Raw genomic sequence first — 20685 nt, forward strand, 5'->3', positions numbered from 1 at the left:
CGGTCGCCCCCTGTGTAGGGGGCGTGGATTGAAAATTTAAGAATAGAAAAGGGGGATGTCTGATGGCTAAGTGGTCAAAGAAAATAGTCGGACTTGTTGCTAGTGTGATGCTGGGGCTTTCTTTTGGAAGCATGAATGAAGTCAGTGCCTACAGGGAGCCTGTATTTACGACGAATCTAGGCGGCCTGCCCATTAGCTGTTCCGTCTATGCAGAGCAGGTGGGGATAGGGAGCATACATACGGGGGATAGTCCGCAAGCGGTTCAAGCCCAATATGGGAGTCCAAAAAATATCTCCGATGAAGGTGGGATCAGGCACTATTATGATGGCATGATATTTACCTTCGTGGATTTCAGCGGTGAGAAGAAGCCTGTTCTGGCTGACATAAGAATTACGAAGAACATGAAAGTAGGGAACAACGCTACGCCTGCCGGAGTTGCTGTGGGAATGTCAGAAAATGTACTGACTCAGGCTTATGGCATGGCAGATGAGGTGTATATTGAGAAACATACGGCGCCCAAGCTGTCTGAGGCACAGAATCAGAAATATGACGAAAGATTGAATCGGACAGTATATACCTATAATGCCAACGAATGTCTGTCCATGCACTTTATCGTGATAAATGGCATCATCACAGAGATTCGCATACACCTTTCTGATTAAAGAGGATGGAGGCTGATAGGTGTGGATAGAGTATTGGTGGTTGGCAGTTTGAATATGGATTTTGCGGTTTACATGGACAGACGGCCGCAGGCCGGGGAGACTGTCATGGCGCGGAGCATGAAACTGGTGCCGGGGGGCAAAGGCGCAAATCAGGCGTATGCCTTGGGGAAGCTGGGGGCAAAGACTGCTATGATTGGAGCTGTGGGAAGCGATGCCTTTGGTAAGCAGCTCTTGGAGAATCTGGAAAGTGTCTCCGTGAATACGGCGGGGGTCCGAAGAATCCCCGGTGCAGAAACCGGCAAGGCTTTCATAGAAATCGAAAGCAGCGGCCAGAATAGCATCAGCGTGATTGCCGGAGCCAATGCTGCTGTGGATGAAGCGCTGGTGCGGGAACAAGAGGAGCTGATTGCCCAGGCTGATGCTGTGGTCATGCAGCTGGAAATACCTGTTCCCTCCGTGGTGGCTGCGGCCAAGCTGGCTAAAAAGCATGGCAAGGTTGTGGTATTGGATCCGGCTCCGGCAAGGCCTGACCTGCCTGATGAGCTATGGTCAATGGTTGACATAACCAAGCCTAATGAGACAGAACTGGCGGTGCTCACGGGGCTGCCGACCGGCACAGAGGAAGAAATAGTGACAGCCGCTAAATCCCTGCTGGCCAAGGGGGTGAAAAATGTGCTGGTGACCCTGGGGGGCGAGGGCACTTTGTGGGTGACAGTAGATAAAGTGGAAAAAATTGCTGCCTACAAGGTAGAAACTATCGATACAACCGCTGCGGGTGACTGTTTCCTGGCTGCCTTTGTGAGACGCTTTACCGGCCACAATTTTGTCGAAGCCATGGATTTTGGCGCCAGAGCAGCGGCCATTGCTGTAACCAGGCAGGGGGCGCAGACTTCGATTCCTACGTCAGCAGAGGTTGAGAGCTTCAACTGAATGATTCCGAAGTCAAGGGTTTTTTGGTGGGTATTGTATTCTTGCTGCCAAGTCTCCTGCTGTGCTTTCTTGCTTTTGTTAAACCTCCGGGTCCCAAAAATCCGGATGTTCGTGCTTGGCGTCTTTCACAGTCGCCTCATAAATTTTCCATGTGGATTTTGGCCGTAGCAAAGTCAAATCTTCTGTCTCTGCCAGCCTGCTGAGTATCGTTTCCACAAAAACCTGCATATTAGGGCTCATGCCAATGCCGGTTGCACGTTTTCGCTGCCACCATTCGTATTCTGCCCGGAAGGTGAATTTATCACGACCATAGGCTTTAGCTGCCCCAAGACAGTCACAGATCAGCTCTACGGCGTATTTGTACGGCATATCCTGCGGATATGCTCCGTGGTCGAAATTATCCCACCAAGCCTCGTAGTGATGAAGATTTCGTCCATGATGATGAATCCAGGCCATGGATAGGCCATTGTTTTCCTTTTTGCATATTTTTATGGGTGAAATTTTGCCGTTGTAGTATTTCACGCTTTCTACAAACTCTGTCGGCGAGAACTTAGACCAGTCGTGCATAAATCCCTGCCAAGGAATCCCCGCAATACAGCAAAAGCGAAATACCCAGTATTTATGCCGCAGGATCATCCAGGTGTGGCCACAGACACGTTGTATCAAATTCATCGAAGCACCTCACTTTTCTTCAGCATACCGCAAGCAATCAATTTTCTCAATAGATATATTGAATACTGACAGGAGAATTTATCTCTATAGCGAGATGCAATGCTCTGGAGATTTTGGTACTATAGCTAAATCTCGAGCTAGTTGTACGTGTTGTAGCTTTGGGCGAATACCAATAAAGTGATATAACGAGTAGAAGATGTCCCCCACTTCCATAAGTGGGGGCGGCAAACTACTAACAGGCGGCGAGTTAATATCTCCCGCCTCGTTGAAAGGCCAAGAGGAAGCTTTGTCTATCGACAAAGCTGGAACAATGGCCTTATAAGTGAACAATGCAAATAACTCTAACCACTGTGTATAAGTGATTAGAGTTATTTGCGTTACCAGGATTTATCCTTTGAGTTTCAGACCGTCATGGAATGCCTTGCCCAATACCGGACCCACCAGTCGATAGGTTTTGGTGGCAATATCGAAAATGATGGGCTGCAGCTTGTCATAGTCCACTACGCCGTCTGTCAGAACCGCTTCATCTGCTTGCTGGGCGATGATTTTGCCCACCAGGATGCCGGTCTCGTCACTGTAGCTCACACATTCGCATTCAATCGTCACCGGGAACTCTTCGATGATAGGGGCGTTGACATGGGCGCTCTTGTGGACATGGCAGCCAGCTTTCTCAATCTTGTTGACCTTGCTGCCAGTCTCCACGCCGAAGTAATCAGCAATTTCCACCGTGTTCTTGGTGGCAAAGGCCACGGTGAAGGCCTTGGTATGCTTGATGTTCTCCGTGGTTTTGTGCTTGGCCAGGAACAGGGTGATTTCATCATAATCAGACTGTGCTCCCCAAGCAGCATTCATGGCATTGGGAACGCCGTTCTCATCATAGGTGCCAATGATGAATACCCCCTCCGGGGCGATGCAGGCTTTCTTGCCAGTAAATTCCACGCTCATGCAGATTCCTCCCTCATAATTGTCGATTACCATACGGGTATAATCTTCTTCGCCAATGCTGGCAATCCTGCTATGTAGTTTATTTGGTATAGCCTGTAGCTTTGGCTTTGTCGTACCACATCTGTGCTATATTCATATCCTTGGCCACGCCCCAGCCGTTTTCATACATACGTCCCAGGGCTGCTATAGCCGGGGCGGCAATAATGTCGCCACGTTGAGCGGATTGGCGGTACAATTCTACGGCTTTGCCGTAGTCCTGAGCAACACCTTTGCCCAGTTCGTATAATCTGCCCAGATAATATGTGCCCGTTATGTTTCCACGGGAGAATGCCTTTTCATACCATTTAGCGGCTTCTTTGGCATCAGGCTTTACGCCATAGCCGTTTTCGTAGCATAGACCGATGTAGCGGGGAGCTTTCATATGTCCCTTGGCATCGGCAGCGTAAAAGTTCTGCAATGCTTTGGAGTAGTCGCCCGCCTTATAGGCGGCAACCCCAGCATCCTGCAAAGACCTGGCGAGCATACTGTGCTGATTATTGACGGGGGTATCTTTTCGCTGTGCAAACAGCCAGTCCCGTATAGCCTCGATGTCGTAGGCGAAAGACCAGGTATACATGTGGTTGCCACCTGCAAAGACCGTGTAGTTGATGGGAGAACCATCCCCAGCCAGTTCTCTGGCTTTGGCATTTATTTCTGCCATAGGGGCATGGCTATTCCAGAACTCTTTGTTTCGTGCCACTTTGCTTCCCAGGGATTCCCAAAGAGATACAGCGGAATTCATGCCGGGAAATGCTTTGGTATCACCTTCGCATACCGTTATCCAGAGTTTTTTATCCTTGAGGGCTGCCATTTCTTCCACATTCCACTGACAGGCCACCAGCCATTGGGCAGAGAACAAATCAGGATATTTGTCGCTGATGGCAATATTGGTCATGCCACCTTGGGACTGGCCTGTGCCGTAGATGCGGTCTTTATCCACGCTGTAGCGGTCAATCACATCAAACAATAAGTCAGACACCAGCGTCAGCCCCGGTGTCCAGACGTTTTCATCCGTGGTCAGCATCCCCAGCTGTTCTACCAAATCAGCGGTGTATTGGGGGGCCAGCACTATACATTCGTGTTTTGCCTGTTCCGAGTCGCTTGCCCAGATGGTAGCGCCGTTGCCCTGGAATAAAGGCGTGGCAATCTCATTGATATTGGCACTGGCATCGGCTACAAAGAAAAGCAGGGGATATTTCTTATGAGCATCGTAATTGGCGGGCAGATACAGGTTGTAAGGGATGGTGGCTCCAACTGTACTATCTGTATAGCTATACTGCTTGAATTTTGCAATATCCGGTTCCTGGGTAGAGGTGCTGGCTATAAATTCACAGCTGGGATATTCTGTGCCATCAAAGGCTCTTATGGAATTGACCTGCTTCACCTCAAGCGTCAGGTCAGGCAGTTTCCTGTTGGAACGGCGTGGAGCATCATTGCCGTTTTTGCCGCTATTATTTTGCCCAGTTTTTTTCACTCCCTGCCCTGGCTGTCCTAAGGGCTGGTCGCTGGCACTGTTTTGGTGAGCAAATTCTAAGATAATATAGCGGCCCAACCGGCTGGTATTGGAAGTCTGCGGCTGATTGTTCACATAAGCTTTGGTAATTTCTTTGCCAGTTGCTGAAAAATCAGCAACGTTGACTGCATTCGGCTCGATATCCTGTGGATATTCCAGAATGGCTGCCGCTACTTTTTCACCATCGCCATACACACTGGTAATGGCCGTGACCCTTTGCAGCCCTTGTTTATCTGCCTGCTGGATAACCGTTTTAGCAGCTGCTTGAACGTCCAAAGGTGCATATGCCATAAAACACCCCGCTCCGGCCAAGGCCACGGTCAATGCCTTCTGCCATTTTTTCATAATGAATCACCTCGACATGATTTAAAGCAATAAAAAAATCGACGCTCCCTAAAAAGGGCAGAAAGCCACTATGGCTCTCTACGTCGATTTTCTGCCGCCGAAGCGGCACGGCTCCTACACAGCCGTATATGCTATTGGGCATACTATATCATATTTGCTGCCTTAGGGCAATAGGTACTTACTGCTCTACAATAGCATCATCTGCGGTATATTCCTCCAGGGAATTTTCCCGTACCTGGATGCAGATGAAGCTGATACCTTCGTCAGCAGCGGCGGAGAACTGGCGTTTGGCCTTAGGTGCCACACGCAGCCAGTCACCAGTAGCCAGATCCACAGTCTCACCGTCAATGACGGCCTGTCCCTTGCCTGAGGTAACGAAGTAGATTTCCTCATTTTTCTTGTGGTAATGTACAAAGGGGACGCCTGCTCCGGCCGGGAGGTTGTTGACACTGATTTCAGCTCCCGTCAGCCCAAGTTTATCATGCAGCTCCGTTCTTGCATCTTTTGCTACGCTGATCTTGTTGAAGTTTGCCATTTTGTTTTCCTCCTAAATAAGCTAAACACAATGTTGTAATAACCTTGATTACAATAAGATGATAACATTACCTAGATGTAATGTCAATAGTTACAATGAGTTTTTTCTAAAATTTTAAGAGTTTCCTATAAACCTCCAGGTCCTCATCCTTGAAGACATTGAAGATGACCTTCATCTCACTGACGGAAGAGGCAAGCCATTTGCTGACCGTATTCAGGGCGATTTGTGCCGCTTCTTTGCGGGGATAGTGGAATTCACCCGTGGAGATGCAGCAGAAGGCAATGCTTTTGAGATGGTGCTGGGCAGCCAGTTCCAGGCAGGATTGGTAGCAGGAGGCCAAAAGTTCGGCTTCTGCTTCGTTCGGCTGGCGGTCAGATGGGATGATGGGGCCTACGGTATGAAGGATAAATTTGCTGGGCAGATTATAGGCGGGGGTTATTTTTGCCTGTCCTGTGGGCTCAGGATGTCCCTGTTGCTTCATCAGCTGGGCACAGGCTTCTCGCAGCTGCAAGCCCGCTGCTGAGTGGATGGCATTATCAATGCAGCCATGGCAGGGGGCAAAGCAACCGAGCATGGCACTGTTAGCCGCATTGACGATACCGTCTGCGGCCAGACGGGTAATGTCGCCCTGCCAGAGAACAAGGTTACGTGCTGGTGCATCCTGGGGTGTGATATCTTTGGAGGTTTCATCTGCTATGGTGGGGAGTTCATCAAGCTTAACCACACCTTTGGCGGATGATTCCTCCTGCAGCAAGATGTCCTGCTCCCGCAGGAAGTCAGTGGATATGGATCCGGGGGGCCGCAGGTTCATTAGGGAACGCAGCAGCCGTCTTTGGGCGTGGGTTTCGTCAGGAAAAGTAGCGGCATCTGCCTTATACTGGGGCATTTCCTCCAACAGTATCCTATTTAGGTATTGGATTCTTTCTAAAGTATTCATGGTGTTTCCCTTCTTCAGCGTATGAGTTCATGCAGGACAGAGGCAATATCATCGTCAATAAGAATGCTTTGTCCACTGATTTCGCTGGGAGAGCCAGCCTCCCCTTTATTGAGGCAGGCATATGTTGCCTGGGGATTGGCCACAGTCATTTTCCAAAATGGGAATTTAATGATGCCGGGAGTGTTCATGCCCACGCCCAGCTCCAGATAAAGGATGGAGCCTGTCTGATGTTTGCTCAGGAAATCATGGTAACGTGCGGCGGCAGCGTGCCAGCCATCATCTTCCACAAAGGACGCATCAGCCCGCAGGTTCATCTCCATTTCTTCACCACAGATGGGGCAATGGGGCACAAGCGCTGTAGGAATTTTCATATCCTGCTGTTCCTTTATCATGCGGCGGACAGCTTCCTCATTGTCATATGTTTGCTGATGGCAGGGAGTCTTGCACTGCCAAAGGCCGTAGTCTCCCTGGGTGTAGAACAGACGCTGCTTGTCAAAGCCGTTGTTCTGGAAAAGGTGGTCTACGTTGGTGGTCAGGACAAAGTAGTCCTTGTCCTGCAACAATTGCAGCAGGGTTTTATGCACGTGGCTTTCTGGCTGGTCATAGCGGTTGCAGTAGATATGACGGCTCCAGTAGGCCCATTTTTCTTCTGGGGTAGGGAAGGGATAGAACCCCGCCGAGTACATATCCCGCAAATGGTATTTCTCTATGAAGTCGGCAAAATGCCTTTGGAATCGCTCGCCGCTGTAAGTGTAACCGGCAGCAGTGCTGAAGCCGGACCCGGCACCTACGAGAACTGCTTTTGCATTTTCTATGGCTGTTTTCAGTTTTTTGATGGCAGCAGACATACGCTCATCTCCTTGATTTTCGTTGACCTTTTGGAAGTGGTGTAATATAATGTGTTACAACGATTATATATAAAGACCGATGTAATGTCAATGGATACAACGAATATTCAGGAGGATTTTTCATGCAGTTTTCTTTTCGTCTGCCAGTAGCAACGCATATCTTGCTTTGTATCGAGCGGTTCAAGGATGAATACAAGACCACTTCCACCTTTTTGGCCAGCAGTGTCAATGTGAACCCGGTCATTATTCGGAAAACATTGGGCCAGCTCAAAGCCGCTGGTCTGGTGGAAGTGGCGGCAGGTGTCGGCGGAGCAAAACTCACCAAAAGCCCGAAAGACATCACCTTATGGGATATCTTCCAGGCCGTGGAAGAGGATGAAGATTTGTTTCATTTTCAGGAGAACCCCAATCCGAAGTGTCCTGTGGGCAGGAATATCCACGGAGTGCTGGGTGACAGGCTTGAAGATGTCAGACAGCACATGCTGGCTGATTTCAAGAAAGTCAACCTGGCTGATTTACTGGCGTCCATCGCGGCTAAGGAAGCGGCTGAGTGAGAAGAAGCAGGTGGAACAAGCTTTTAAGGCATGCTTGAATTTCAGGGGCAAGCCGATGCATTTTGACTTGCGGTATGCCATTGGGCTGCCTGTAACACCAGATGAGTGCTATAGGTCAGTCTATGATGGCCCTCATTGTCATGCCTGTGGCAGTCGCTTGATATGCAATGGATGCAGCCACTGCGGCAAGTGTGGATGAAAATTGACATATGACAAAAATATGGTAAAATATGATTAAGGCATATGTCAAAAATGGAGGTTGATGATGAGCAGGCCAATGAAAAAACGCCGGGTAAGTGCCCTGCCTCCCTGCACGCGTTTTATGCCGCAGGAGGGCGAAGATGCTCCGGAGGTCACTATTTCTTTGGAGGAATATGAGTGCATCCGTCTCTTGGATTACATAGGCATGACCCAGGAAGAATGTGCCAGGCAGATGGGGGTGGCCCGCACCACGGTGCAGGCTCTGTATCTGGCAGCTCGCAAACGCATGGCAGGCTGTCTGGTGGAAGGCCGTCCTTTGGTCATCAGTGGCGGGAATTTTGAACTTTGCCCTGCTTGTCAGCACAGCCCCCATCCTGTACGATTATCAATGCAGAAAGGAAGCAACAGCCCTATGAAACTTGCAGTTACCTATGACAACGGCCAGATTTTCCAGCATTTCGGCCATACGGAAGAGTTCAAGGTTTACACCATTGAGGACAATGAGATCAAGGAATCCCATATTCTCTCCAGCAATGGTGTTGGCCATGGTGCCTTGGCGACTCTCTTGCAGGAAGAGGACATCAGCACCTTGATTTGTGGCGGCATTGGCGGCGGTGCCCAGAATGCTCTGGCCCAGGCAGGCATTACCCTGTACGGCGGTGTTCAGGGCAGTGCTGATGAAGCAGTAAATGCTTTCCTGGCAGGCAAACTGGCTTATGACCCCGCTGTTCACTGCGACCATCACGGCCACGGCGAAGGCCATAGCTGCGGCGGTCATGGTCATGGCCATGGTTGTGGCGGTCATGGTCATGGACATGGTTGCCACTGATTATCAGCAATACAGATTTAAGGTGCTCGGCAAATTGTCGGGCACCTTTTTGCAAGTACATATTTAGGAGGGCTTTACCATGAAAGCTGATTGTGCCAACTGCAAGATCCACGCCTGCTATACCAAGGGAACCAACTGCACCGGCATCGACCGGGAGACTATCCTGGAGGCTTATAGTGAAGATGAACGCCGTATGATGAAGGCTGCCGCCTATGTAGAGGGCACTTTTTACAGCAACATCACCCGCCTGCAGGGGAGCCATCTATTCCCGTTACTGGAAAAAGAAGCTTGGAATTATGGATGAAGGGTAAGTGTAACGCCACGCTCAGTGGGGCTTATTGGAGTATGCCTGTCTGGATAAGGATTCCAAGAATGTCCGGATTGCCTATATCGGAGATAAATTTTCCATCCTTTAATCCGTAGAAATTCATGCATCGTACCTTAAAGGATTTTCCTGTAGCAGGATGCCCCATAAATTCTCCATCATGGGTCCCGGTGCAATTCCAGCAAACAGCAATCTTGTTTGGCTCGATTACACAGTCATTGAGATGCCACTGGATGTCGGAAAAGGCTGATTGCATCATATGGACGATGAAAAGATAACCTTTTGGTCCTTTGAGTGGTTCCGGCTGTGTTGGTGCATAAAAGACAGCATCTTCAGCAATGAGTTCTGCTGCTAAAGATTCATCGGCGGTGTTAATCATCGTTTCAAATTTAGTGATAAGTTTACGTTCATTAGACATGGAAAGCACTCCTTCATATTAACGTCTGTTATTATAAGGCCATTGTTCCAGTTTTGCCGAAGGCAAAACTTCCTCTTGGCCTTTCAACGAGGCGGGAGATATTAACTCGCCGCCTGTTAGTAAGTTACCGCCCCCACTTATAGAAGTGGGGGACATCTTGTACTCGTTATAAGCCACCTTCTTGCTGCCAGTCAGTTTTGACCGGTCAGCCTGCAAAAAGCCCTGCATGGCAGCCCAGGTTACGGGGAAATTGTCATTGAAAGCTGAATGCCATGCTTTGGGAACAATGCAGAGGCTGGCATTGGGGATATACTGCTCGGCCTCCACCATGGTCACCATGGGAGCGTGGTCATCCTCATCTCCGGCCATGAGCAATACAGGGCACTGGATGGTCTTGAGGAAATCTTCGCCTACTTCCATCTTGCTCCAGAAGGCCATGTAGTTGTCGCAGAATTCCTGATAGCGTTCCGGCTCAGGCATGATTTTCTTCTGCTGTTCGATGAAGGCTGCATCAATCTTTGCCAAATCTGCTACCTTCATTTCTCCACTGAAAAAGCCCGGTTTCAGTGTCCCTGCCCCGATGGCTACGACTCTGTCCACCCGTTCCGGGTACATGGAAGCCACCTTATAAGCTGTATAGGCTCCATCGCTGAACCCCAGGAGAACCGCAGGCTCATTGGTGATTTCCTTCATAACCGCCAGCATATCCTCGGCCTTTTGCTCATAGGTCAGCGGGGAATGGCCAATTTCCGAACGGCCATGGCCACGGGTGGATACGGCAATGACCTGATAATCCTGCCGCAGTTTGTCAATCAGCTGGCCCATCTCGTAGGGATTGCCTACGCCACCGCCATGGAAGACAAAGAGGGGCTTGCCTTTCCCATAAACTTCATAGTAAATCTTTGCATCACCGGCCTGCACATAATGGCCGGTTTTTTTATTGTTGCCATAGGGAGTGGTACTGCCCTGTATGCCAGGTTGTTGCATAAAATAGCGTATAGTGGGAGATGACTTCGCGGCTGCCGTAACCGTACCAAAGGTCAGTGCCGTTCCCAGCATCATCGCGGCAAATACCGTGGTGATTTTTTTCCAGTTCATGCTTACTCACTCCTTAAACTTGCTCGATAACAATATTCCTGCACTTCTTCCGGGGCTTGCTCTGGGGATATAATCCCTCATGATAGCCAAGTATCACAAAAGCCTTAGCTTCCATAGTGTCAGGCACACCCCATTCCTGCATGAACGCCTTCCCTTCGGGCAGGGCAAAGGTTTCCTCAGCCCTGGAAATGATGCAGGAATCAACGCCCAACGCATGGGCTTCCAATACCATATTCTCCGCTATGCAAAAGGCATCGGCTACATTGAAAGGGAAGCCTCTCTGCCCAAAAATGACACAGACCGTGGGGGCATCATAAAAGCCGTTCCTGATATTGGGGTCATCTATTACGGAGGGTTGTTCATCTGATACATGCCCTCCAAGCAGCTTGCCTCGATCAAAGGTGCAAAAGTTTAGCCTGCCGAGCTTTGCCGTAAGGTCTGCATTGTGGATGGTCACAATCATGCTGCGTTGGCCACCGCCGGCATTGGGGGCGTAAAGGCCCGCCTCCACAATCTTGTCCACCAGTTCCCTGGGGACCTGCTTATTCTGATACTTGCGAATGGAGCGACGCTCTTTCATCAATGCCAGTAAATCCATTTTGTTTCAAATCTCCTTCCAGCACTGGGGGTCAGCGGCGTAAAAATTTCCACCGCTGGTGCTGCTGGCCACCGCCGGACAGCCACGGCACCAGGCCTTCAGTTCGCACTTGCTGCATTTCTGGAACTTGTCATAGTTCCGATAAGCCTCAAGTTCATCTGTCCAAAGGTCTGCCAGTCTCTTTTCAAAAACATTGCCCATCTGGCTGTTTTGTACCCGGCGGCAGGCATAGACATCTCCCGTGGGCAATATGGTAAGATGGCTGTTGCCGCAGTTGCAGCCGCCATAAATCATATCCGGCTCAGCATCCTCCGGAATCTGAAAGCTGCCCATCTCATGGTCGTAAAGGGTCCACAGATGGTCTTTGCGATTGAAATATGTCTCGCAGCCAGCCGCCTCATAGTTATGGAAAATCTTATCGCAATCTGCCAATAATTTTCGGTAACGTCCCGGACACTTCCAAACTTACTTGTCACCAGCACCGCAGCTGGAACCGCAAGCGGTGGGCAGTACCTTGTCGCCAGAGCCGCAAGCCGAGCCGCAAGCTGCGGAAGCCACTTTGTCCCCGGAGCCACAAGCTGAACCACAGGCGGAGTTTGTCAAAACTCCTGCTGCTTTCTGATTCCAGGCTGCTAAATTCTTCAGTGCCATGATACATCTTCCTTTCCAAAATAGATGGTGGATTTCTGCTTACAGGCACATCTTAACAGGAATAATTCGACTTGTGAAATGCTATTATCGCATTATTTATGCACAAACCGTATCAATTGTGCTATCATAGTCTTACAGATGACAGAGTGGATTCGTGATGAGGTGATAGCATGAATACCCAGCAACTTGAGTGCTTCACTATCTTGGCCAAGACGTTGAACTACGCCAAAACCGCTGAACGGCTTTCCATGTCCCAGCCTGCCGTTTCCAGGCAGATTCAAAGCCTGGAAACAGAGCTTGGTGCCCAGCTTTTTAATCGTACCACCCGTTCCGTAGCCCTGACACAGGTGGGATTTCAGTTCCTGCCCGATGCCCAGCAGATGCTCGGCCTCTACTACCATTCACTGGAATGGATTTCCACCTTCCATAAGCACAAACGCACGGTGCTCCGCATTGGCTACGCTGACTCTCATGCCAACTGGTTTATCAGCAAGATTCTCTCCGGGGTGCTGGCAGATAATGAGAACATCGTGCCGGAGCTGACCCTTGACCAGACCGATGCCAATCTGCACCGGCTCACCACCAGTCAGCTGGATTTTGTAGTGGGCATCAAGGATGCCAAATTCACTGCTGAGGATATTGCCTTCCAAAAACTCCATGATGATGCCTTTGTCTGTGTCGTGCGGAAAAATCATCCGTTGGCCCTGGCATGCAAAAAGAGACGCCGAAAAAGCGTCTCCTCTGAAGATATGTGGCCTCACCGTCAGGTGATTGCCATTCCACCCTATCTCTTAAAGCATGTCTTCTCCCGTGGGCATCACATCGTCCCCGTCAATGACGAACTGGACAACATCCTTTGTGCCACCATCAGTGAAGCTTACAACCTCGCCCTAGCTGGGGCAGGCTTTGCCCTTATCCCCCAGCATCTTGCCCTGCCTCACAAGGAACTTGCCTTCCTTCCTTGGACAGAATCTCCCCACGCTCCCATGGGCATCTACTATCGTCAGCAATCTAACATCGACAAAAATTCTGCCATTTATAAATTCATCTGCCTGGCCAAGGATTGTGCTGCCACAGCTTTGCCATGCAGCATGCAATAGGCTGTTTTAGTCATCTTCAGTACGCTCCTCATGCTTCATAGCGGTTTGTTCCACTGCTTCCAAGTAGTCAGACAGGGCTGCAATGGAGGGGCGAACTTTTATCTGAAAATGTCGAGAAAGATAGGCGTGGATTCATGAATAAGGAAATGGACAGGTCAAGGAAAGGGGGCTGGGAGGAAGCCTGCTGGCATTTCTGGGCTTCTTGCTGGTTATTTTTGCGCCCAGCCAGCTGCTCTTATACGCAGGCTTCTTTGCCATCGGCATTGGCAGTGCCAATGTGGTGCCGGTGTTCTTTTCCTTGCTGGGCAAGCAGAAAGATATGCCTATCAGCATGGCGGTGCCTGCGGTAAGCACCCTTGGGTATCTGGGAATACTTATGGGACCCGCGGCCATCGGCTTCCTGGCTCACCAGACCAGCCTCTATGCAGCCTTTGGCTTGCTGGCGTTTTTGGTGGCATTGCAGGCCCTTATTGCAGCTTATGTATACAAGAAAGTTTTGTGAGGGAGGATGTTATCATGTTGGCAGATAATCATGTGCATACGGAGTTTAGTGATGATTCTCGTGAGCCTATGGAGGAGCAGGCGAAAAAGGCTGTTTCCCTGGGGCTTGAGGAAATGTGTTTCACAGACCATGTGGACTATGGCATCAAGAAAGACTGGGATGAGGGAAATATCGAGTATCGCGGCGGCGATGGCATAGGCACACCGGCAGATGAACTGGAGCCTATGGCCAATGTGGATTATCCAAGGTACTTTGAGAAATTCAGCCAGGTCAAGGCAGATTTTTCCAAGGACATAGCTTTGCATTGTGGCTTGGAATTTGGTGTGCAGGTTGGCACTATCCCCAAGTATGAGGCTTTGTTTGAGAAGTATGCAGACAAGCTGGACTTTGTATTGCTGTCCATCCATCAGGTGGACAACAAGGAATTCTGGAATCAGGAATTCCAGCAGGGCCGTAGCCAGCAGGAGTATAACGAGCGTTACTATCAGGAATTGTACGAGGTGATGAAAAACTTCAGGCATTACTCGGTGCTGGCCCATCTGAACCTCATCAGCCGCTATGACAAGCAGGGGAAATATCCCTTCAAAGCTGTCAGAGACATGGTGGCGGAAATCCTGAAGCTGGCCATAGCTGACGGCAAGGGTATTGAGCTCAATACTTCCTCCTGGCATTATGGACTTGATGACACCATGCCTGCCAGAGATATCCTGCGACTATACAAGGACTTGGGAGGGAGAATCATCACCATTGGCTCCGATGCTCATTCGACGAAGTATCTGGCTGACCATCTGGAGGATGCCAGAGCTATCCTGCGAGATGAGATTGGTATGAGGGAAATCTACACATTTGAGAAGATGGAGCCATTGGGGCATAAGCTTTGATATAGAGCGAGGTTGATGGCATGAGAAGGATGGAATTGAAAAGAATAGACGGTCAGTTCACGGTCTGTAAGCTTAAATCGGTAGCAGATATTGACCTGCATCAAGAATTCTATTTTATTGGCAGGACAGATGAGGAGATATCTCTTGTCTGCAAAACAGAAGATACACCGGTTGAAACGCTGGAGCGTGACGATGGCTGGCGAGCCTTTCGCATACAGGGTACTCTTGATTTTTCTCTGATAGGCATTTTGTCGAAAATATCAACCATACTGGCTGAAAACAAGATAGGCATATTTGCGGTATCTACCTACAACACTGATTATATTCTGGTCAAGGAAGATAATTTTGAGACGGCATTGATGGCCTTGGAGAAAAACGGCTATAACATAGTATAGCCGCAGGGGCGGTTTTGAGTTGCCCCACAATCCAACCAATTTTTAAGAGAAGTCGAGCTGGATTCCTTTTGGGAGCTTGCCATGAACTCCTCTTATCCTGTATTTGAATCCAGCTATCACATCTCACTGTTGATGCTTTGAAGACTTGGGCGGAAAGCTTGGGAGTGTAAGTATTCACCGCTCCAGCAAATCTTCCAAGGACATGGCCTTCAGCTTCTTTTCCAGTTCCAGTTCCTCGTTGGTGTCGTCTGCAATTACATCTCCGCCCACGTTGAGGGGATCGGCGGTGCAATCCTACGGCTTTTGCTCAGGACAAAACGCGGCCCTTCTGCTCCGTGTTTTCCGTTGCCTGCAGCATATCGCCATAGGCTTTTTTCAGCTCGGCATCAGTTTCTGCCGCTATAATGCGTTCCATTTCCTCATTACTTGCCAAAGTGAGACAAAGCCTGGCAGTTTCGATCTTTTCCATGAGGACCTCCTCAAAAATAAGTACCAGAATATATGATGCAGCAAACTGCTTGCCACATCGACGATGGAATCGTAGCACTGTTTGTTCGTTTATGTCAACTGCCAGGGATATGGAGCATGTGCAGATGAGGGAGTTTCCCAAAAATATTTTCATGCTCGACAGGCTCTGGAGAAATATCGGCTTTGGCTATCTGGGGGAGGAAATCAGGCGATAATGTAGAATACATAACAAATATAAATAGGATAGATAGCATATATATTGGATATATGTGTTTCATGAAAATGACCTCTGGCAGGTTAGTCGACCTTCTGGTTCAGGCTCTCGAAAATCATCTGCTGAAGGTGCGGCCACTGTGAAGGAGTTGCGAGCATGGGACATTTTTTTAATAAATTATTGCAGTGGTTTATGGGGGATAAGCAGGGAAAGATCCTGGATAAGCTGGTACGCATAGTATTGGGGAGCAATTTGGTGGCGGTGCTTATCCTGGGGGGGATTGCCCTTTATGGCATGAATGTTTCCCTTCGAGAGTCACAGAATATGGGGGAAAGTCTGGGAGAAAATTCGTATGAAAATAGCTCGAGCCTTCTGATAAAACAACGGCAGGAAGAGCTGCTGCATATAGCTCAGGACAATGCCTCCATTATCAATCGCAGCCTGATGGATATTGCCTGTGATGTGCAAGTAGTGGCCCGGCAAGCTGAGAAGATAGAAAGATACCCGCAAAGGTTCATGCCAGTGGAAGTGCATACACCTGCTCCTGACAACTACCGTGCCCTGGATCTTTACCTTCAGTATGGGCCTGAGGTTTCTCTGGAGCCTTTGGCTGGGCATATTTCCTTGATGGCCAATATCGGTGACTGGCTGACTGGAATGTTGGAAAACAATGTCATGGCACAGTCGGTGTTCATTGCTTCCAGGGAGAACTTCGCCCTGTCCGTAGATGCCAAAAGAGTGCTGGCAGAGGACAAGTCAGATATTCCGCAACCACAATATGATGCTTTGGCCAGTGACTGGTACAAGAGTGCTGCTAGTCAGGAGGGCTTTGCTTTTACCCCTGTCAGAAGGTTTATGTTCAATAAGAGATTGGGGATGTTTTGTTCCGTACCTTACTACGATGGGAATAACGAACTGCTTGGAGTGGCCTGCATGCAGATTTCCCTCAGTGATCTGCAGAATGTCCTGAAAGAAATAAACCTGCATGAAGGAGGTTTTTGTTTCGTGACGGACAAGCGAGGATATGTCATCTTGTCCTCGCAGGAAGACCTCGGTGAGGCAGGCACCGGGAGGGAACTTGAGGTAAATATCAAGAACGACCTGAGGGAGTCTGACAATCCAACCCTGGCCCTGACTGTCAGGGAAATGGTGGCGGGGGACTGCGGTGTGCGGCAAACCAAGGTGGACGGCAAAGACTATTACATCGCCTTTGCTCCCATCGAGAGCAGTGGCTGGAGCTTAGCGGCGGCCTTCGCTGCTGATGATGTCATTGCCCCTGCTGTGCAGAATAAGGCTGATATCAGCAAGATTACGGAAGAAAAGACTTCTTATCTGAAAGGGCAGATGCTGTCCACCATGCTCCTGATGGTGGTTGCCATCATAGCTTTGCTGGCTGCAGTGGTCTATAGCGGCAGGCAGCTTTCCAGGCGGTTTGTGGCACCCATCAGTGAATTGGCTGATGGTGTGCGGGAGATCAGCAGCGGCAATCTCGGCAAGAAGGTTGAAGTCCACACGGGGGATGAGCTGGAGCATCTGGCAATCTGCTTCAATGCCATGACAGACGAGCTTCAGACTTATATGAAAAACCTTACGGAAGTCACGGCAGAAAAAGAGCGCATTGCTACGGAACTTTCCGTTGCCAGGAATATCCAGATGGGGGCATTGCCCCGGGATTTCCTGGAGGACAAGAAAAGCATCCAGCTTTTTGCCACTATGTCTGCTGCCAAGGCAGTGGGCGGAGATTTTTATGATTTTTATATGCTGGATGAGAAGCATCTGGTGGTGACCATTGCCGATGTGTCAGGCAAGGGGGTGCCTGCGGCGCTCTTTATGATGAGGGCTAAAACGACCTTGAAGAATCTTATGCTTATGGCAACTGCCCCTGATGATTTCGGCGCTGTCATGACCCTGGCCAATCAGGAGCTTTGCCAGGACAATGGGGAAATGTTGTTCGTCACGGTATTCCTGGCTCAGCTGGATCTGGACACAGGAGAAGTTATCTACGTGAACGGAGGGCACAATGCGCCTCTGGCCAGACAGGCAGGCAAATTCAGCTATGTGCGGCATAAGAAAAAAGATAAGATGCTGGGCATGATAGAAAATTTGAGCTATGAGACCCATCGTTTGCAGCTTTCTCCAGGGGATATGCTTTTCCTCTACACGGATGGCGTGACAGAGGCTATGAACAAAGAGAAAAAATTCTATACGGAAGAACGTCTGCAGAAGGTTTTGGACAACATGAGCGGCGAGGCTTCAGTGAAAGAAATCTTGACGGAAGTCAGGGGCGACATAGATGCATTTGCAGACGGAGCTGAACAGTACGATGATATCACCATGCTGGGGGTGATGTTCTGTGGAAAAGGCCAATGGGAAGATTTTGCCTATGGCAAAATTTGAACAATTGCCTTATAATGCATAGCAGGTGAATTTTTCATAATTGTGTAGTAATAGGAGAAGTAATATGTCTGAAACATGCAATCACGATTGCTCTTCCTGCGGGTCTACCTGTGGGGAGGACAGCCGCAAGGTGCAGGATCTGCACGAGAAGCCGAATGAGCTGAGCAATATCAAGCACGCCATTGCCGTGGTCAGCGGCAAGGGCGGCGTGGGCAAGTCCTTGGTAACGGGGCTTTTGGCAGTGGCCATGCGCCGGAAGGGGAAGCATACAGGGATACTGGATGCGGATATCACCGGGCCTTCCATCCCCAAGATGTTCGGGGTTACAGGGGAGGTGCTGGGCTCCCAGGCCGGGGCTTATCCCGTGAAGTCGGCAGGGGGCATAGATGTCATGAGCATGAACCTCCTGCTGGAGCAACAGACTGATCCCGTGGTCTGGCGCGGGCCTATCCTTTCCGGGGTAGTGAAGCAGTTTTGGACGGATATCATCTGGGAAGACACAGATTACCTTTTCCTGGATATGCCGCCCGGCACCGGCGATGTGACCCTGACGGTGTTCCAGTCCATCAAGGTGGATGGCATTGTCATCGTCACCAGCCCGCAGGAGCTTGTTTCCATGATTGTGGCCAAAGCTGTGAAGATGGCAGAGATGATGGAGGTTCCTATCCTGGGCCTGGTGGAGAACATGAGCTATTTCAAGTGCCCGGACTGCGGCAAGGAGCATGAGATCTTCGGCCACAGCCATTTGGAAGAAATAGCTGCCCAGTATGGCCTGGACATTTTGGGACGCATTCCCATCATGCCGGAACTGGCCGCCCAGTGCGATGCAGGGCAGATTGAGAATGTGCAGGAAAACTGGCTTAGCGAAGCTGCAGACAAAATACTGGCAAGGTAAAAGAGATTTGTGCTGATACAAGGCACAGCAAAAGGAGGCTGCACTGCTCATGCGGTCTCCTTTTTGGCGTGATGATTTTTTGGTGATGGTTTGTAATTGGGAAGACAAGGGAGCTTCCGGGGGACTTTGATTTTCTAGCGTGGCATCAATGCTTCTGATAAGGTCAGCCGTTCGTGCAGGAAGGGGGATTTTACGTAGCGAATGGGGATGGGCGGGGAGAGCATGGTGGATTCCGGGGACAAAGATGGTTTCGCAGATGGCTCTATGATGCGGGTGAATTCTTCTTTTGCGGTGGTAATTTGCAGAGCAGCTTTCCCTGTCTGGCCGTTCATCATAAGCCTTAGGAAACCGCCGTTTGCCAAGGTGGTTTCCATTGCATATATGGGGAGCAGCACCAGGCCGTAGTTGTGCTGCCTGATATCTCTGGAGACCCAGCGGAGCTGTATTTCTTCCAGGCCAAATGCCCTGCGGAGTCTTTGGGGAGCAGTTCTTTGCAGTATCCAGTCGGGTATTCTGGCCTGCCAGTCCCCAAGGTTTTCCGAAGCCAGGAGCTGAACCTTTCCCTCCAGATAGGCTGGCTTCAATGAGGTGATCTCACCGTAGTCCCAGGGGGAAAGTTCGTCCATGAGGAAGATGTCGTAGATGATGGAGCGCGGCCAGGCCCAGTCCAGACATTCCTGGTAGTACCAAAAGTCACCCCGTTCAGAGGACACTTGCATCTTCCAGCGAAGGTCAGCCAGCTGTACCGGGACATAGGCAGCTGTCAGCTTGTCATTTACGTGGCTGGTGTCCTGGATAAGGCCTTTTACTATCTCTTTGGCACTGATCTGCGCTGCAGTCTTGGAAAGCTTGAAGGGCAGGCATTTGCTGTAGAGATTGTACTTTCGTCCCACCACCAGGTGTTCGTCGTATTTGCCGGTGGCAATCTGTTCCTGCTGGCCGAATTTCTGGCCGCAATAGGGGCAGGTGAAGAGGTTCTCTGTCAAGAGGGAGGTCAGATGATTCCCGCAGAAAGGGCAGTTCAGTTCGCAAACGCTTTCATTCCGGAGGGCGTTAAAAGCTTCTGCGTCTCTTTCCAACAGCTTCCGGTCAAGGGGAAGGAGCCTTTTCAGGCGTTCTTCCCGGGGCGGTGGGGCCAGTGCCTCCTTGACCTCTATGGCTACGTGTCCCAGCTTCAGCAGACCGTCCACAATCTTCACTGGCTGGTGGCGAAATTTCACCGCTGGGGCAAAATCCTCATCTGTAATGGCAAAGGGACGAAAGGTGTCGCAATAGAGGCAGCTGAAGCCGCCTTTCTTCATGTCCGGGTACATAGGTGCTCCGCACTTGGGGCAGGCCAGTGCAGAGATCTTTGGTTCTTGGCTTTTAGATATTTCCATCACGTGCTCCTTTCTTTGCTTATGAGTCAGCAGGGAAGAATGATGAATATACTATACATAAGACAAGTGGGGGGCAGGAACAGTTTTTTGCCTGGTCGGGGTCATTATAATACAGCCCCGCGGGCTTGGCAAGATAGATAAGAGGGAGCTTTAAGACACTGCATTTTTCCAGATGTTGGATAAATTTTTTCAGATGCTGGAAAAATGTGTTGACATGCTCTTGCCTCAATGATATACTATAGGAGCTGTCGCAGGAAAGCGGTAGTGTTGGAGTGCTGATGTAGCTCAGTCGGCAGAGCGTATCCTTGGTAAGGATAAGGTCACCAGTTCAATCCTGGTCATCAGCTCCATTTT

The 20685-nt window shown here is 49.9% G+C and carries 25 protein-coding genes, 1 tRNA gene and 1 pseudogene; 13 read left to right on the forward strand and 14 right to left on the reverse strand.

The window, feature by feature from the left end:
* Window positions 1-62: 62 nt before the first annotated feature.
* Together BLW59_RS14700 and rbsK are read left to right on the forward strand one after the other, a co-directional pair.
* A complete protein-coding gene (locus tag BLW59_RS14700) occupies window positions 63-662 on the forward strand; it encodes a hypothetical protein (protein WP_074698386.1) in 600 nt (199 codons plus the stop codon).
* 21 nt (window positions 663-683) lie between these two features.
* Window positions 684-1592 carry a ribokinase gene (rbsK, locus tag BLW59_RS14705; protein WP_074698387.1) on the forward strand — a complete coding sequence of 303 codons (909 nt, stop codon included), beginning with the start codon at window positions 684-686 and terminating at the stop codon, window positions 1590-1592.
* A 78-nt stretch (window positions 1593-1670) separates the two neighbouring features.
* Here the strand turns inward: rbsK and BLW59_RS14710 are convergent, their stop codons facing one another.
* The 6 genes from BLW59_RS14710 to BLW59_RS14735 all read right to left on the reverse strand — a co-directional run bounded on the left by BLW59_RS14710 (window position 1671) and on the right by BLW59_RS14735 (window position 7426).
* Window positions 1671-2264: a DUF5662 family protein gene (locus BLW59_RS14710; protein WP_074698388.1), complete on the reverse strand. Its 594-nt coding sequence runs from the start codon at window positions 2262-2264 to the stop codon at window positions 1671-1673.
* 387 nt (window positions 2265-2651) lie between these two features.
* Window positions 2652-3209: a flavin reductase family protein gene (locus tag BLW59_RS14715; RefSeq protein WP_074698389.1), complete on the reverse strand. Its 558-nt coding sequence runs from the start codon at window positions 3207-3209 to the stop codon at window positions 2652-2654.
* A gap of 79 nt (window positions 3210-3288) precedes the next feature.
* Window positions 3289-5106 carry an SEL1-like repeat protein gene (locus BLW59_RS14720; RefSeq protein WP_074698390.1) on the reverse strand — a complete coding sequence of 606 codons (1818 nt, stop codon included), beginning with the start codon at window positions 5104-5106 and terminating at the stop codon, window positions 3289-3291.
* A 178-nt stretch (window positions 5107-5284) separates the two neighbouring features.
* Entirely contained in the window at window positions 5285-5641 is a 357-nt protein-coding gene (locus BLW59_RS14725) for a cupin domain-containing protein (protein ID WP_074698391.1), read from the reverse strand.
* 106 nt (window positions 5642-5747) lie between these two features.
* Window positions 5748-6578 (reverse strand): protein-ADP-ribose hydrolase, encoded by an 831-nt coding sequence (locus BLW59_RS14730; protein ID WP_074698392.1) that lies wholly within the window; start codon window positions 6576-6578, stop codon window positions 5748-5750.
* Window positions 6579-6592: 14 nt separating this feature from the next.
* Window positions 6593-7426 (reverse strand): SIR2 family NAD-dependent protein deacylase, encoded by an 834-nt coding sequence (locus tag BLW59_RS14735; RefSeq protein WP_074698393.1) that lies wholly within the window; start codon window positions 7424-7426, stop codon window positions 6593-6595.
* 122 nt (window positions 7427-7548) lie between these two features.
* On the opposite strand from BLW59_RS14735, the gene BLW59_RS14740 reads away from it, so the two are divergent.
* From BLW59_RS14740 to BLW59_RS14755, 3 genes are all read left to right on the forward strand, one after another.
* On the forward strand, window positions 7549-7980 hold the full coding sequence (locus BLW59_RS14740) for an Rrf2 family transcriptional regulator (protein ID WP_074698394.1): 432 nt from the start codon (window positions 7549-7551) through the stop codon (window positions 7978-7980).
* Window positions 7981-8245: 265 nt separating this feature from the next.
* Window positions 8246-9010 carry a DUF134 domain-containing protein gene (locus BLW59_RS14750; RefSeq protein ID WP_074698395.1) on the forward strand — a complete coding sequence of 255 codons (765 nt, stop codon included), beginning with the start codon at window positions 8246-8248 and terminating at the stop codon, window positions 9008-9010.
* A gap of 79 nt (window positions 9011-9089) precedes the next feature.
* Window positions 9090-9314: a hypothetical protein gene (locus BLW59_RS14755; protein ID WP_074698396.1), complete on the forward strand. Its 225-nt coding sequence runs from the start codon at window positions 9090-9092 to the stop codon at window positions 9312-9314.
* Between the two features lie 31 nt (window positions 9315-9345).
* On the opposite strand, the gene BLW59_RS14760 is transcribed toward BLW59_RS14755, so the two are convergent.
* The 5 genes from BLW59_RS14760 to BLW59_RS14780 are packed head-to-tail and all read right to left on the reverse strand — an operon-like array spanning window position 9346 to window position 12100.
* Window positions 9346-9753 (reverse strand): ester cyclase, encoded by a 408-nt coding sequence (locus tag BLW59_RS14760; protein ID WP_074698397.1) that lies wholly within the window; start codon window positions 9751-9753, stop codon window positions 9346-9348.
* Between the two features lie 18 nt (window positions 9754-9771).
* Entirely contained in the window at window positions 9772-10851 is a 1080-nt protein-coding gene (locus BLW59_RS14765) for an alpha/beta fold hydrolase (protein WP_081348558.1), read from the reverse strand.
* A gap of 13 nt (window positions 10852-10864) precedes the next feature.
* A complete protein-coding gene (locus BLW59_RS14770) occupies window positions 10865-11449 on the reverse strand; it encodes a nitroreductase family protein (protein WP_074698398.1) in 585 nt (194 codons plus the stop codon).
* A gap of 6 nt (window positions 11450-11455) precedes the next feature.
* The gene (locus tag BLW59_RS14775; protein ID WP_217634632.1) at window positions 11456-11881 is read right to left on the reverse strand and encodes an SPASM domain-containing protein; all 426 of its coding nucleotides are present in this window, start codon (window positions 11879-11881) and stop codon (window positions 11456-11458) included.
* 33 nt (window positions 11882-11914) lie between these two features.
* Window positions 11915-12100, reverse strand: coding sequence for a hypothetical protein (locus BLW59_RS14780; RefSeq protein WP_074698399.1), 186 nt, complete (start codon window positions 12098-12100; stop codon window positions 11915-11917).
* A 170-nt stretch (window positions 12101-12270) separates the two neighbouring features.
* Between BLW59_RS14780 and BLW59_RS14785 the strand changes: the two genes are divergently transcribed.
* The 4 genes and pseudogenes from BLW59_RS14785 to BLW59_RS14800 all read left to right on the forward strand — a co-directional run bounded on the left by BLW59_RS14785 (window position 12271) and on the right by BLW59_RS14800 (window position 14978).
* Window positions 12271-13200, forward strand: coding sequence for a LysR family transcriptional regulator (locus BLW59_RS14785; RefSeq protein ID WP_074698400.1), 930 nt, complete (start codon window positions 12271-12273; stop codon window positions 13198-13200).
* Window positions 13201-13369: 169 nt separating this feature from the next.
* A pseudogene (locus BLW59_RS14790) lies at window positions 13370-13702 on the forward strand (MFS transporter); the annotation flags it as partial.
* A gap of 14 nt (window positions 13703-13716) precedes the next feature.
* Window positions 13717-14583, forward strand: a complete 867-nt coding sequence (locus BLW59_RS14795; protein ID WP_029544979.1) for a histidinol-phosphatase HisJ family protein — start codon at window positions 13717-13719, stop codon at window positions 14581-14583.
* A gap of 20 nt (window positions 14584-14603) precedes the next feature.
* On the forward strand, window positions 14604-14978 hold the full coding sequence (locus BLW59_RS14800) for an ACT domain-containing protein (RefSeq protein WP_318258655.1): 375 nt from the start codon (window positions 14604-14606) through the stop codon (window positions 14976-14978).
* 307 nt (window positions 14979-15285) lie between these two features.
* On the opposite strand, the gene BLW59_RS17855 is transcribed toward BLW59_RS14800, so the two are convergent.
* Window positions 15286-15447, reverse strand: coding sequence for a hypothetical protein (locus BLW59_RS17855; protein ID WP_175463470.1), 162 nt, complete (start codon window positions 15445-15447; stop codon window positions 15286-15288).
* A gap of 369 nt (window positions 15448-15816) precedes the next feature.
* On the opposite strand from BLW59_RS17855, the gene BLW59_RS14805 reads away from it, so the two are divergent.
* Window positions 15817-18057 carry a SpoIIE family protein phosphatase gene (locus BLW59_RS14805; protein ID WP_074698401.1) on the forward strand — a complete coding sequence of 747 codons (2241 nt, stop codon included), beginning with the start codon at window positions 15817-15819 and terminating at the stop codon, window positions 18055-18057.
* A gap of 64 nt (window positions 18058-18121) precedes the next feature.
* On the forward strand, window positions 18122-18952 hold the full coding sequence (locus tag BLW59_RS14810) for an Mrp/NBP35 family ATP-binding protein (RefSeq protein WP_029544975.1): 831 nt from the start codon (window positions 18122-18124) through the stop codon (window positions 18950-18952).
* Between the two features lie 134 nt (window positions 18953-19086).
* On the opposite strand, the gene BLW59_RS18380 is transcribed toward BLW59_RS14810, so the two are convergent.
* Both BLW59_RS18380 and BLW59_RS18385 read right to left on the reverse strand, forming a co-directional pair.
* Window positions 19087-19578, reverse strand: a complete 492-nt coding sequence (locus BLW59_RS18380) for a hypothetical protein (RefSeq protein ID WP_139283704.1) — start codon at window positions 19576-19578, stop codon at window positions 19087-19089.
* On the reverse strand, window positions 19547-19627 hold the full coding sequence (locus tag BLW59_RS18385; protein ID WP_413778197.1) for a hypothetical protein: 81 nt from the start codon (window positions 19625-19627) through the stop codon (window positions 19547-19549). Before BLW59_RS18385 ends, BLW59_RS18380 begins: the two co-directional genes overlap by 32 nt.
* A gap of 38 nt (window positions 19628-19665) precedes the next feature.
* On the opposite strand from BLW59_RS18385, the gene BLW59_RS18390 reads away from it, so the two are divergent.
* Both BLW59_RS18390 and BLW59_RS14820 read left to right on the forward strand, forming a co-directional pair.
* Window positions 19666-20472: a hypothetical protein gene (locus BLW59_RS18390; RefSeq protein ID WP_175463471.1), complete on the forward strand. Its 807-nt coding sequence runs from the start codon at window positions 19666-19668 to the stop codon at window positions 20470-20472.
* Between the two features lie 133 nt (window positions 20473-20605).
* Window positions 20606-20681, forward strand: a tRNA-Thr gene (locus tag BLW59_RS14820).
* Window positions 20682-20685: the final 4 nt, after the last annotated feature.

It is taken from the genome of Selenomonas sp. KH1T6 (assembly GCF_900108415.1).
In the GTDB taxonomy this organism is placed as follows: Bacteria; Bacillota; Negativicutes; order Selenomonadales; family Selenomonadaceae; genus Selenomonas_B; species Selenomonas_B ruminantium_A.